This is a genomic window from Alcanivorax limicola, from assembly GCF_019931215.1.
GTDB classification, from domain to species: Bacteria; Pseudomonadota; Gammaproteobacteria; order Pseudomonadales; family Alcanivoracaceae; genus Isoalcanivorax; species Isoalcanivorax limicola.
Map to the genome: position 1 here is coordinate 946,549 of NZ_JAIOUB010000001.1, position 13,101 is coordinate 959,649.

General features: G+C 63.2%; 12 protein-coding genes. 7 read left to right on the plus strand and 5 right to left on the minus strand.

Annotated elements, in window-relative coordinates; all coding sequences use genetic code 11:
- The first annotated feature begins 113 nt into the window (after positions 1-113).
- The gene (locus K8B33_RS04150) at positions 114-911 is read left to right on the plus strand and encodes a lipase chaperone (protein WP_223423640.1); all 798 of its coding nucleotides are present in this window, start codon (positions 114-116) and stop codon (positions 909-911) included.
- A 29-nt stretch (positions 912-940) separates the two neighbouring features.
- Here K8B33_RS04150 and K8B33_RS04155 read toward each other — a convergent pair whose 3' ends face one another.
- The gene (locus K8B33_RS04155; protein ID WP_223423642.1) at positions 941-1,858 is read right to left on the minus strand and encodes an alpha/beta hydrolase; all 918 of its coding nucleotides are present in this window, start codon (positions 1,856-1,858) and stop codon (positions 941-943) included.
- Positions 1,859-1,977: 119 nt separating this feature from the next.
- Here K8B33_RS04155 and K8B33_RS04160 point away from each other — a divergent pair, with 119 nt between their 5' ends.
- Positions 1,978-2,541, plus strand: a complete 564-nt coding sequence (locus tag K8B33_RS04160) for a TetR/AcrR family transcriptional regulator (protein ID WP_223423644.1) — start codon at positions 1,978-1,980, stop codon at positions 2,539-2,541.
- A gap of 29 nt (positions 2,542-2,570) precedes the next feature.
- On the opposite strand, the gene K8B33_RS04165 is transcribed toward K8B33_RS04160, so the two are convergent.
- A complete protein-coding gene (locus K8B33_RS04165) occupies positions 2,571-3,209 on the minus strand; it encodes a TetR/AcrR family transcriptional regulator (protein ID WP_223423646.1) in 639 nt (212 codons plus the stop codon).
- A gap of 82 nt (positions 3,210-3,291) precedes the next feature.
- Entirely contained in the window at positions 3,292-4,872 is a 1,581-nt protein-coding gene (locus K8B33_RS04170; protein ID WP_223423648.1) for a bifunctional 3-(3-hydroxy-phenyl)propionate/3-hydroxycinnamic acid hydroxylase, read from the minus strand.
- Positions 4,873-5,023: 151 nt separating this feature from the next.
- On the opposite strand from K8B33_RS04170, the gene K8B33_RS04175 reads away from it, so the two are divergent.
- Genes K8B33_RS04175 through K8B33_RS04190 form a run of 4 tightly spaced genes read left to right on the plus strand, consistent with a single transcriptional unit; the run spans position 5,024 to position 9,092 of the window.
- Positions 5,024-6,001: a phytanoyl-CoA dioxygenase family protein gene (locus tag K8B33_RS04175; RefSeq protein ID WP_223423650.1), complete on the plus strand. Its 978-nt coding sequence runs from the start codon at positions 5,024-5,026 to the stop codon at positions 5,999-6,001.
- Positions 6,001-7,074, plus strand: a complete 1,074-nt coding sequence (locus K8B33_RS04180; RefSeq protein ID WP_223423652.1) for a VOC family protein — start codon at positions 6,001-6,003, stop codon at positions 7,072-7,074. The genes K8B33_RS04175 and K8B33_RS04180 overlap by 1 nt, the downstream gene beginning before the upstream one ends.
- Before the next feature lie 15 nt (positions 7,075-7,089).
- Entirely contained in the window at positions 7,090-8,058 is a 969-nt protein-coding gene (locus K8B33_RS04185; RefSeq protein WP_223423654.1) for a fumarylacetoacetate hydrolase family protein, read from the plus strand.
- Entirely contained in the window at positions 8,055-9,092 is a 1,038-nt protein-coding gene (locus K8B33_RS04190) for an alcohol dehydrogenase catalytic domain-containing protein (protein WP_223423656.1), read from the plus strand. Before K8B33_RS04185 ends, K8B33_RS04190 begins: the two co-directional genes overlap by 4 nt.
- Positions 9,093-9,130: 38 nt before the next feature.
- Here the strand turns inward: K8B33_RS04190 and hmpA are convergent, their stop codons facing one another.
- Positions 9,131-10,354 (minus strand): NO-inducible flavohemoprotein, encoded by a 1,224-nt coding sequence (gene hmpA / locus K8B33_RS04195; protein ID WP_223423658.1) that lies wholly within the window; start codon positions 10,352-10,354, stop codon positions 9,131-9,133.
- Positions 10,355-10,446: 92 nt separating this feature from the next.
- Between hmpA and K8B33_RS04200 the strand changes: the two genes are divergently transcribed.
- On the plus strand, positions 10,447-10,878 hold the full coding sequence (locus K8B33_RS04200; protein WP_223423660.1) for an RrF2 family transcriptional regulator: 432 nt from the start codon (positions 10,447-10,449) through the stop codon (positions 10,876-10,878).
- Positions 10,879-10,926: 48 nt separating this feature from the next.
- On the opposite strand, the gene K8B33_RS04205 is transcribed toward K8B33_RS04200, so the two are convergent.
- Positions 10,927-13,086, minus strand: coding sequence for a hypothetical protein (locus K8B33_RS04205; RefSeq protein WP_223423663.1), 2,160 nt, complete (start codon positions 13,084-13,086; stop codon positions 10,927-10,929).
- Positions 13,087-13,101 lie beyond the last annotated feature (15 nt).

The following is a 13,101-nucleotide window of genomic DNA, read 5'->3' on the forward strand; positions in this document are numbered from 1 at the left end:
CTGCTGGCGATGGCGTTCAGCAATCGTTGTATCCGCCCCCCGCCTCCAACCCCGCCACGACTGCATTTTCACCAGCTGACCGGGCCGCTGATGCCTCCGCAAATGAAGCGGCTATGGGTATTCTGGCGCGCCGCACAGTCCGTGTTGAAGCGATGCAGTCCCTGCTGGCGGCAGCACAAGCCCAGCCGGGCAATCTCGCCATGACCTTGCAGCAGCTGCGCCAGCATTGTCTGCCGGATGAAGATTGCGATGCGCTGATCCGCGCGGCTCTGGCCGGCTACCCGGATGCCGAATTCGCCGCGCTGGCCGAGCAGGCGCTGACACGCCTGCCGTTGTATGAGCTCGCCATGCAGGACGTGGTGATGTCGATGAGCACGCCGCCGCGCGAGCGCTACGATGCGATTCATGCCCTGCGGGAACAGACACTTGGCCGGGATGTCACGGAAGCCCTGTTCGGCCAGGAAGCCGCTTGGGCGGAGTACCAGTTTCGCTATGGCGATCTGATGGAGGCCGCCGACGCGTTATCGGCGGCCGATCGCATTGCTGCGCTGAACGCGTTGCGTGACAGCAGCTTCGGTGACTACGCCGACGCGCTGCAGCAGGTGGAAGGGATTGATGGCCGCTACCAGCGCGAACTGGCCTTGCTGTTGGCGGGCATCGACGATGCATCGACGCGCGCGCAGATCACCCGCGATCTGCGGCAACACTATTATCCCGCGGATGTGGTGGCACAACGGGAACAGCGCGACCGCCAGCAGCAACTGAACGACCAGCGTGTGCTGGACTATCAGCAGGCCGTGGCGGCCTTGCAGCAGGATATGGCTGCCGTGCGGGAGACGTTGTCGGATCAGGCATGGCAGCAGCAGTACGAGCAGGCACTGGGGCAACTGCGGGCGCAGTACTTTCCGTAAACTTTTTCCGCCCCGCACGCCTCGCAGCCTCAGAGCGCGAGGCTTTTCAGAAACGCCAACTGCTTGCTGATGACACGGCTGAACACCGGTTCGAAGTAGGGCTCGAAATGATTGGCGTCCACGGTATCCAGCGTCAGATGCGGATTGTCCACACGGCGGATTTTATCCGCGACAAAGGGCGCCACGGTATCGCCGGTGGCCCCCAGCAGCAGCGTGGGAATGCGGATATCCTTGAGGCGCTTGAAGGGACGATACGGCCCCATTGTCATCAAGGAGCGGGCGGCCACGCGGTTGTCGTAAACCCGCCCGACACTCTGCTCGGCCAGGGCCAGCGCCTTGCTCGCATCATCGCGATCCATGGTGGAAAACGCGCCCGGCTCACTCACCACCGGGATATAAACCGGCTGCCCCGGCTTGATCAGATCGGCCAGATAGTAGAGCCCGAACCGCAACAACCGTGTCAGCGGCACCGCCCGCACTGCTGCCAGCCCGTCCAGCATCGGCACCTGGGCAATGGCGCCAAGCAGCTCCGGGTGCTCGGCCGCCAGTTCCACTGCGTGGCCGCCACCGAATGAGGAGCCCCACACCACGATCTGGTTCTTGTTGACGCCCGGCCGGGATTTCAGAAACGCCAGCGCGGCATCGGCCTCCCTGACGCGTCCACGGGCCGAGATGGTATGCCGAGGCAGCCCGGCGCTGTCGCCCCAACCGATATAGTCGAAGGTCATCACCGCAAACCCTGCCCGGGTAAATTCCTCATAGAACGGCAGCGTCAGCGTATCCTGGGTGCCGCCCCAGCCATGCACCATGAGGATCGCAGGCAACACGGCGTCGCCTGCATCGGCGGGCCGGTACAGCGTTACGGCGCACCAGGTCCCCTGATAATAAAAGCCAGTGCGTTCGCTGTGGCAGGTCATATCCGCAGGGCTGTATCGCAATGATTCCATGGATCATTTCTCCAGACGGGGTTGTCTTGCATGAGTTGTCTTGTATGCTATTCAAGGCGCGAGATTAGCATTCTTGAATGCCATACAAGATGACCCGAATTACTCCTGGAGCTGGCGCTATGGCCAAGAACAAGCGGGATGTGGAGGCAAAGGTAAAGAAGGCTGCGCTGGAAGAGACCGCGGCGCGCCTGTTTATGGAACAGGGTTTCGACGCCACCTCCATGCAGCAAATCGCCCGCGAACTGGATGTCGCCCCCAATACGCTCTACTGGTACTACGCCAGCAAGGATGAGCTGCTGGTCGGTGTGCTCAACCGTTTGCTGTCGCAGAATCTGCAACGCCTGCCTGCGGTGCGGGGCCTGCCGTTGACAGCGCAGATGGCCTGGATACTGGACGAACTCGAACAGAGCCGCGAGATGGTGGCCACGGTCCATGGCCGCCTGGATCAGTCACCGGTCATTCGCGCCTGGCATGACCAGTTCCATCACTTCGTGGAAACCGCGCTGATCTGCGCCCTGAAAACCGCCGGCATCGAAGCGTCACGCTGCGCCACCCTGGCGACGGTGGCCACCTTTCTGGTGGAGGGGCTGCTGGCGCACCCGCACAGCGCGGATCAGCGTAACGATATTCTGGCGTGGTTTGCGGCCAGTGTCGGGGATCAGTTGGGAGGCGCTGCCGTTTAATCGGCTCATGGGCAAACATCCAATGGCTGCTAGTCCGCAGCCCGGGGTAGCGGCAGGCTGGCGATCTTCCTGGCCTTGCTGGCACTCACCCCCAGCGACTGAAGGATCATTTCAGCGGCGATGCGATCCGGGTGCTCAACGTCAAAGCCTTCCACAACCAGGTTCATGGCACCCGTGGTGGCGGACACCACCATGGCCATGGCCATTTCTTCGTTGGCATAGACGAAATCGCCCTGCTCGCGCCCGGCCTGCAAATCGGCGCGCAAGTAGTTGGCCAGGGCAGAACGCATGCCCTCGGCGTAACGCACCACGGTGATGAGGGCCCGTGTCCATTCGGGGTCATCCAGGGCCTTGCCCATAAAGGTGCGCACGCCGATGCTCAGGCGCTCGGCACCGCTGCTGACGCCCTCACTGAAGACCAGTATCTGCTGCGAGAGCTGAACCGCCAGTTCCAGGCCCACCGCTTCCAGCACCTCCTCGCGCGTGCGGAAGTAGTTGTAGACGGTGCCGTTGGACACCCCTGCTTCCTCCGCCAGCGTATTGAGCGCCAGACCGGCCACGCCGGTGCGGGCATAGATGCGCAGGGCCGCGTCCAGAAGTTGCTGCCGGGTGCGCGCCTTCTTCTTGTGACCACGCGTCAGTGTATTTGCCGCTGCTTTCTTTGCCATGAACTGCCCCGTCAGACGGAATGTGGACCTCCTCGTACCGGGTTCATCATACTGGGAAAATATCAATATTGAGAGTGCTTCATTAAAGCGCTTGCAGGCATTCGTCCACCAGGCGCTGCGCCGTCTGTGCCGGGCCATCGTGCATGATGACGCGGTCGGGGCGGCTGACCATCACGGTGCCCCGGGACCGGTTATTCGCCAGCACGTCCGACAGGTCCTCGGCAAACGCCGTGTCGGCACCCGGGCGTTGCCCGTGCAAGCCGACCTGCAGGAAGGCGCCGCCGCGGGCTTCCCAGCGGGCCTGGGTGGCCCCATCCAGATACTGGCGCGGATCAATACCGAAGCCGACCAGCGTCAGATGATCGCCGAGTACCTCGTCGCTGGGGCGGATCTGGCCCTGATGCCGCACAAACCCCTGGGGCAGCAGTGCACCACGGCAGACGCCCTGGCGTGCGCGGCCCTTGATCAGGCAACCCTCGCGGAAGCGGTTGGGGGGTTTGATTTCCAGTTCCTCAAGCTGCCGACGCAACAGCGGTATGAACCGGCACAGGCGCATGGCGCCATGCACCGCCAGCGCCTTGAAGATATTGCGGGGCATCACCAGATGCCCCATAAGCTTGGCCAGGCCGATCATCTTCCTGGCATGCGGGCGGCGTTCGGTGTCATAGCTGTCCAGCAGCGCGGGCGATGCCTGCCCCCGGACTACCCAGGCCAGCTTCCAGCCCAGATTGGCCACGTCGCGCAGCCCGGCCACCAGCCCCTGGCCGACGAAGGGCGGCGTGATATGCGCGGCATCTCCCACCAGAAATACTCGCCCCTGCTGAAATTTTTCGCAGCAGCGGGCATGGAAGCGATACACCGCCTTGCGCTCGATCACCAGGTCTTCCGGTGCAATCCAGGGAGCGAGCAGCTCGGCGACTTTTTCCGGCCGCTCCATCTCTTCCTTGGTCTCGCCGGGCTTGAGCATGAATTCCCAGCGCTCGCGGCCGCCCGGCGCGGGCATATGCGGCGTCGGCCGGTCGGGATGACAGAGGAATTCGACATGGTCGATGGCCTTCTCCTCCCGGCGTATCGCATCCACAATCAGCCAGTCTTCCGGGTAGGTCTGCCCCTCAAAGCCCTGGCCAATCAAACCGCGCACGGTTGAGCTCGCACCGTCGGCGCCTATCAAATAGCGCGCCGCCACCTCGTGCAGCTCGCCAGCGCCGTCCTTCAATTGTGCCGTCACCCCCGCGTCGGACTGGGTGAAACTGACCAGCTCATAGCCGCTGTGAAACGCCACGCAGGGGTAAGCCGCCACCTGTCGCCTCAGGGCATGCTCCAGGTCCGGCTGATAAAAGGTCACCAGCTTGGGGTGCCCGTCGATGGTGCCGCTGGTATTGGCCTGGCCGAATTGACCGAGATAGGGGCAATGCATGCGCACCTCGGGAATGGCGAGTCGCTCGAACGCCCCCTCCCCCAGCCCGGCCATCTGCAGGATACGCAGCGCCTCGTTGTCCAGCGCGATGGCGCGTGGCGCCAGCATCACCCCTGCCACTTTATCCACCGCCAGAGTGGTCACGCCGTAGCGGCCCAGTAATGCACACAGCGCCGCGCCCACTGGCCCGAAGCCAATCACCAGTACATCCGTCGTCCGGGGCAGCCCATCAGATCCGTTCGTCATCGCAGTCTCGCTAGCAGTCTCGTTGGATAGGGAAACGATGACCTTTCTACTCTTTATTGACATTTGTTTCAATATTGAATTAAATCTCATAAATATTGAATGACAGGTCCAGCACAGGCCAGGAACAGGCCAGGAACAGGAGAGCCGCACGATGACGTTTGTTGCCCAGCCACGCCGTGAACTGACGGCAGAAGAGATCAGGACGTACCAGGAAGACGGCGTCATCATGCTGAAGCGGGCCCTGGACCCTAACTGGATGGCCATGGTCGAAGCCGGTATTGACGAGGCGCGCAACAAAAGCTCCCTGCTCGGCAGGTTCATGTCGCGCAAGGTCGAGGGCTACCAGATGGATATCTTTCTCTGGAAGCGCATCGATATCCTGCGCGACCTGATTTACTACAGCCCCTGCGCAGAGTTGGCCCGGCAACTGATGAAGTCGGAGGAAGTGCGCTTCTTTTACGACCAGATGTTCGTCAAGGAACCCGGCACCGATGCGCCTACACCCTGGCATCAGGATCTGAGCTTCTGGCCGATTCGCGGTGAGCAGATCTGCTCCTTCTGGATCCCCTGCGACCCGGTCAACCGGGAAAACAGCGGGCTGCTTTACGTCAAGGGCTCGCATCGGTGGCCACAGCGCTTCAAAGCCATTTCACCGGACTATGTGGCCAGCATCATCGACGAGGACATGGAAGACATTCCCGATATCAACGCCAACCCGGACCAGTATGAGCTGCTCGACTGGGACATGGAGCCTGGCGACATCCTGGCCTTTCATCCCCTGACCCTGCATGGTTCCTACGGCAACGCCTCGCGCGAGCGGCGCCGGCGTGCCCTGGCGCTGCGCTGGACCGGCGATGATGTCGTCTATACGCCGTCCAGCAAACGCATGCCGATTCACTACAAGCATGCGTCCGTCGAGGGTGGGCCGCTGCGCGGCGCCGCCTTCCCGCGCATTCTGCCGAGCCCCGACCCGGCGGAGCGTGCCGCGCGGCTGCAACCGGAACGCGCCCGGTTCGGGAAGCTGGCGGCCTCCGCCATGGGTAACGCCATGGCCGCCGCGCGCCAGACCTTCAAGCGCCAGCGCACCGAACACCTGAAACAGACCTGGACGACACAAGGCGAAAAATGATGGCCGAACTGACGACTTCCCAACCCGCACGGCACCCTGACCCCACTGTCCGGGCGCAGGCGCTGGCGTATCTGCTGTTCGAGCGCCCCGATCTGGAAAAGGCCGAGCAGTTTCTCAACGACTTCGGGTTGCAGACCGCGTCGTGTTCACCGCAAACCCTTTATTTGCGCGGCACCGGCCCGGAGCCCTTCTGCTATCGCGTGCAGCGCGCAGAAAAACCGCGCTTTATCGGCTTCGGGTTCACGGTATTCTCGCGCGACGATCTGACCCGGCTGAGCCAGCTGCCCGGCGCCTCGACGATACAGCCTGCGGAATATCCCGGCGGCGGCGAGCTGGTGCGCCTGACCGACCCATCCGGGTTCACGGTCGAAGCGATTTACGGGCAGACCCCGGCTGAAGTGCTGCCGCATCGCGACGCGCTGCCGTTCAACGCTGCGGCGCAACAGCCCCGCGTCAATGACACGCAACGCCCGCCGGTAAGCCCGCCGGAAGTGCTGCGGCTCGGCCATCTGGTGCTTGAGGTGGCTGATTTCCAGGCGACCTGCGGTTGGTATACCCGGCACTTCGGTTTGATCCCCAGCGATGTGCAGGTACTGCCGGACGGTTCACCGGCCGTGGTGTTTTTGCGCCTGGATCTCGGCGACACCCCGGCGGACCACCACACCCTCGCCATGGCCCAGGGCTTCATGCCGCTCTACAGCCACAGCGCCTATGAGGTGATCGACGCTGATGCAGTAGGCATGGGCCAGCGCATATTGAAGGAGCGCGGTTGGAAGCATGCCTGGGGCATCGGGCGCCACGTCCTCGGCAGCCAGATCTTTGATTACTGGCAAGACCCCTGGGAGGCCAAGCACGAACACTATTGTGATGGCGACGTGTTTACCGCCGATCTCCCCATGGGCATACATCCGGTAAGCCGGGAGGCCATGGCCCAGTGGGGCCAGGACATGCCGGCCAGTTTCACCAAACCCAAACTCACGCCAGCGGCCCTCAAAGGCATGGTGCACAACCTGCGCCACAGCCCTGACCTGTCGCTGAAAAAACTGATCACCCTCGCCAAGCTGTTTGGCTGACCGGAGAGCATTATCATGGCACTTCCTATTGTCCGCTTTCGCCATCAGGACCAGACCCGTTGGGGCCTGCTCGATGGCACGCACATCCAGCCCATCACTGTGCCCTGCACCACCACGTCCGAGTTGATCGAACTGGGTTATGCCGGAGTACAAAGCTGTCTTGCCACCGATCAGGACAAGGTGGACGTTGGCAACGTTGCGCTGCTGTCACCCATCACCACCGACGCCAAGGTGCTGTGCCAGGGCGCCAACTATCGCCAGCACATGATCGATTCCGGCATGAACCCGGATGACAAAAGCTTCAACATGTTCTTTACCAAATCATCGGCGTCCATCACGGGGCCCACCGGCCGCATCGTCAAGCCGCGCCATGTTGAACTGCTGGACTACGAAATCGAAATGACACTGGTGCTGGGCAAACGCACCCAGGCGCCCGTGCAGGTCACCGACGACAACCTGCATGAATATGTGGCCGGTATCTGTATCGGCAATGATGTGTCGGCACGGGATGTGCAGATTCCGCAAATGCAGTTCCACAAGGGCAAGAGCTATCGCACCTTTTGCCCACTGGGCCCGGTGCTGTGTCTGCTGGATAAAAGCGAGATGCACTACCTGCATGAAATGCAGTTACGCCTCACCGTCAACGGTGACACACGACAACAGGACAGCACCGACAATCTGGTCTTCAAGCCCGCAGAAACCCTGACGGAATACTCCCAGGTCCAGGATTTTGCACCGGGGGATGTGCTGATGACGGGCACGCCGTCGGGCTGCGCCCTGGGGTTGCCCAAGCCCGCGCTGGTGAAGATGGTCGGCTTGCTGCCAGAGGCAAAAAAATGGCAGCTGTTCGTCAAGTCGCAGAAACGCCGCGAGCACTATCTTCAGGCGGGGGATGTGGTGGAATCCACCATCACCAGTCTGGATGGTCGTCTCCATCTCGGCACACAGCGCCATACCGTCGCGGATGAGGCCACATCGCAATGAAGGCGTTTATGATCGGGGGCTACAACCCCGGCACGCTGCTTTCCGCAACGGTGCCCGCACCGGCTGCGCCCGGCGCCAACCAGGTCCAGCTCGCATTGATCGGCACGTCCATCAACCCGATTGATGCCATGGTGGCCCGGGGATACGGCGCGCCGTTGTTCAACCGCAGGGGGCATTTTCCGGTGATGCTGGGCAGAGACGCCGTCGCCCGCGTCGTTGCCGTTGGCCAGGGCATCACGGATATACAGACGGGGCAACGCGTGCTGGTAGCCGCGTCACCCCGGATCGGGGGCACCTATGCAGATTTGTTCAATCTGCCGCGTCATTGCGTCGCGCCCATCGGCCCGGAGCTCAGTGACACCACCGCCGCAGGCCTGGGCTACGCCGGGCTGACCGCACTGCAAGCCCTGACGGCGGCCAATCTGTCGGCCGACACCGCGCGCGGCAAACAGGTCTGCATCAACGGCGCCAGTGGCGGCGTCGGTTCCGTTGCGGTGATTCTGGCGTTGCGCTGGGGCGCCACGGTGACCGCCGTGGCCTCGGGCCAGAACCGGGCATGGCTGCAACGTCTTGGCGCCCACCAGATCGTCGATTACCGTGATCCGGCCGCCATGGCGGACATCGCCGCCGACATCATCGTCAATTGTGCGACGCCTGCCGATGATGACCGACAGCGTGATCCCCTGATGGAGATATTGCAGCGCCGCACCTCGCCGGGCCGCGCTTATGTCACCACCAGTAATCCTGTGCTTGGCGCTGTCACTGAACACGGCGTTGTTCGCGGCCTGGCCACAAGCGGCAAGACCTACCTGAAAAAACGCCTCGCAGCACGTCGGCATGGCATTCGTTATCGCTGGGTGCTGTTCAAGGAAAATCCGCAGCAACTTGAATATCTGGCAAGCCTGTTTGCCCACCCCGGCACTGCCAACATCGTCGGCGCCTGCCATGGGTTCACGGCATTGCCAGAGGTGTTCAACGACTCGGCTGCGGCGCGCACGCCGGGGAAAACCGTTTTCCTGACGTCGCGCTCCTGAGAAGTTGCGCTCCTGATCTGCACCAGGAGCGAATGCCGTCACGCCGCCAGATCAGCCGCCGGACCAAAGAACTCCAGATGGATCGCCGCCGCGTCTACGCCCCGTGCCAGCAACAGTCGCCGGGCATGGGCCAGCATCGGCGTCGGGCCACACAGGTAGAACTCGCTCTCGCGCTGGCCGATCAGTTGATCCAGCAGGCTCTCATCCAGCAGGCCTTCGCTGTCATGATGGCCGCGCGCCCGGTCCGCGTCCGTGGCGTCGCTCAGGCGCACGTGGGTGGTCAGCTGTGGATAGTCCGCGCGCAGCGAGGTCAGCTCATCGGCAAAGGCGCGGACCGCGCCGTTGAGTGCGCACTGAATGAAGATAACTGCCCTGCCCGGCTGTTCTTGCAGGGCGGCATACAACATCGACAGCAACGGCGTGATGCCGACCCCGCCCGCGATAAACACCAGTGGCCGCGCATCGGCTGGCGCAGGCTTCAGGACGAACTCGCCACAGGGGGGCGCCAGCTCGATGACGTCACCCTCGCCAAGGCCGTCGTGCAGCCAGTTCGACACCACGCCGTCGGGGGCGCCCGCCGCCATGGCCTGCTCGCGCTTGACGCTGATGCGATAGCGGTCCGCGCCCGGGCGGTTGGACAAGCTGTAGTTTCTCATCACCGGTTCGCCGCCTTCCGGCTGCACACGCACGGTGATGTACTGGCCCGGCCGGTGCGCGGCCAGGGGCTTGCCGTCCTCCGGTGCCAGATACAGTGAAACGATATTGTCACTGGCAGCTTCCCGCTGTTTCACCACGAAACGCCGGAAGCCGGTCCAGCCGAAGGTGGTGTGCTGTTGCGCATAAATGTCTGCTTCGCGACGGATAAAGATGTCCGCCAGCGCGCCGTAGGCGGCTGCCCAGGCCTCGATGATGGCCGGTGTCGCCGCGTCTCCCAACACCTCCTTGATGGAAGCCAGCAGGTGCTCGCCCACGATCGGATAGTGCGCCGCCTGGATACCCAGGGAGGCGTGCTTCTGGGCGATCAGTTCCACCGCGGCCGTCAGGGCTTCAGGGGTCTCGATATGTTGCGCGTAGGCGCAGATGGCGGCGGCCAGCGCGCGCTGCTGGGTGCCGGCGTGCTGGTGCGCGGGATTGAAGAAGCGCTGCACCTCGGGGTTTTCTCTGAACATGCGCGCGTAGAAATGGCGCGTGAGGGTTTCGCCATGTTCCTGAAGGACCGGGACCGTCTGCTGGATGACGTCGAGTTGGCGGGCTGTGAGCATGGAGGGTTCCTTGAATTAGCTTGTTTAAATAGGCATTTTACATACCTGTTTCAAAGCGGCATATTAGATACCTCTTTTTGCCGGGTCAAGCCATGCAGCTCTCCACACATACCGACTACGCGTTGCGCAGCCTGATCTATCTGGCCCTGCAACCCACACAGACGCCGGTCACGGTGCAGGACATCGCCCGCCGTTACGGCATCTCCGCCCATCATGTGGCCAAGGTGGCGCAGACCCTGTCCCAGCACGGCTATGTACAGAGCTTGCGCGGGCGCGGTGGCGGCCTGGTGCTGGCGCGTGCACCAAAGGATATCCGGGTGGGCACCCTGGTCCGGGAGACCGAGAATCTGAAACTGCTGGAATGCTTCGGCCCCGATTCGACCTGCCCGATCGACCCGGCCTGCCGCCTGAAACAGGCGCTCAAGCAGGCGCATGATGCTTTCATGGCGGTGCTGGACGGGTACACGCTGGCGGATATGGTGGCCAATGAACGGGAGTTGCGGGGGCTGTTGTTCAGGGGCTAGCAGGGACGAACGGGCCTTGCGGCCCGCCCGCCTGAAGCGTTTGCTCGCTCAACCATTGCAAGGCAGCAATGGCTCGACATCAAACTGTTCCTGCATGGCGGCGCTGAGCGCCTGCGAGATGTGCTGCCCGGCGAGGACCAGCTCGTCCTGCCAGTTGACGCGGATCAACTCCTCCAGCGTCTCCACAGCCCAGTCGAACGACATGCCGGCCTGCTGCGCCACGTCTTCCGCGAACGCCTCGACATCCCAGGCGCCCCAATGGCCGAAGTCCAGTGACAGGTCCAGCCGCACGGCCGGTCTCGCCCCGGCAGTGCAGTCGGCGCCGTCGGCGGTCAGGCGGCTGCGCATTCTCACGGTGGTGGCTTGCGACGACAGTGGCGACATGCCGGATTCGCAGTAGGCCTGGCCGCCGCTGGTGCGGCAGAGTTCCCACACCACCATGGCGGTGAGGCCCTGGTGCAGGTCGCCCAGGGTATCCATGCCGGTCACCATGCCCTGAGTCATGAACGGCATGCTCGAGCGCGTCATCTGCATGCGCTCAAGCCCGTGCAGGGAGACGATATTGAGCTTTGCCGTATGAGAGGGTTGCGGCCAGGCACAGGATTCGTAGCACATGTCCACGTCGTCCTCACAGGGGTGCGCGCAGGACACGCCCGGCGTCAGCAGGTTTTGTGTCTCGCAGTCCAGCACCAGGGCATCACAGTAACCTTTGGCCAGCGAACACCCGTCTTCACATTCCTGGCGCGTCTCGTTGCTGGATTCGCTGTACATCGCATAGAACTGGTCGCAGGGGTCGATATGCGCCATCTGCGACGAGCCCGGTGCGCACACGGGGGGCGGGAAGCTCTCGAAATACAGGCCGGTATCCGGGTCTGCCAACTGGCCGAACGCCTCCGCCATGGCCGCCGTCACCGCCGCTTCGATCTCGTCCACCCGGTAGCCGGACCAGGCGGTCTGCGGCATGGGCCAGAGTCCATCAGGGGCGGGCGGCGTGGAGGTCAGTTCCGCCACATGCAGCGTCAGCCCGGAGACCTTGCTGTCCGTCGTCCGGGCCTCAACGCCGATGATGACGTAGGGCCAGTGGCCGTTGAGCTGCTTGAACGGGTCCGGGTTGAAGGTGCCGTCTTTCTTGCCGTCGTGCTTGACGTGGCTTTTGGCGGTGTCCAGCAGAAACTCCGGGGCCAGCACATCCACTTCCGTGGCCAGCTCACCCCAGGCCAGCCCCAGACCGACCACATCGTTACTGCTCACTTTCATCTGCACACCCGCCGCAACCCGGTGCGTGCTTTCGGCATCCAGTGACACCTGTCGTGTTACGGAACCACAATCCTGCGGCGATTCCACGATACGGGTATTGGCCAGATCACGCAGATCGACAAAGCGTGCGCGCAGGCAACGCAATTTGTCGTTGCCGACGCGGGCGGACAGGCCGTCCAGCACCCAGTAGCCGGTGTCATCGCCAGCGTTCTCCCCGGCACTGTAGCCCGGCGCCAGCACACGCTGCTGATAGCCTGCGTTCTTGACCTGGATGGTCCTGGGATGGCGCCACATCAACGGCTCGTCCAGTACCGCGCGATCCGAGGCGACGCTGGTGGTGGTCGGACTCGTTGTGGCCAGAGTCGTTGTGGACAGGCTCTGGACGGCATGCTTCGAAAACAGTGCCGGTGCCGGCTCGTGCCAGGCCAGGCCATTGCGTAGCGCAAACAGCAAGCCAACCTGCTCCCCCCAGACCAGCGCGCTGGTGTCGACAAACGTCACGCCCGGTGACAGCGGCAGCGCGTCGGTCTCGGACCAGACGACGTCCGGGAAGGTCTCGCTGGCCTCCAGATCACGCAACAATTGCTGCCCGTCCACCAGCATCCTCAAGCGTTGCGCGCGCAAGGCATCGACCACCACCGGCACGCTCACTTTCAGGTCGTGGCACACGCGGGTGTGTTCGTCCTCATCGAAGCCGGCGGGGCAATGAATGCGCTGGGAGCGCACCGTGGCAGGAATCAGGGCACGCCCCAGCCGGTCCACGATGTCATCTTCCACCTGGGCCAGCAATGCGGCGTCATCCTCGCTCAGACCGACCGTCAGGACCATACCGGCCTGCGTCGGGTGTTCTTCTGTCGCGTCGCCGGTGCTGTTGCCGGAACTGCCACCGCACGCGGACAGCAGCATCGCCAGACTCGCCGCCAGCAGCGTCATGCCTTTTTGATTTTTCATTTTCATTCCCCCCAA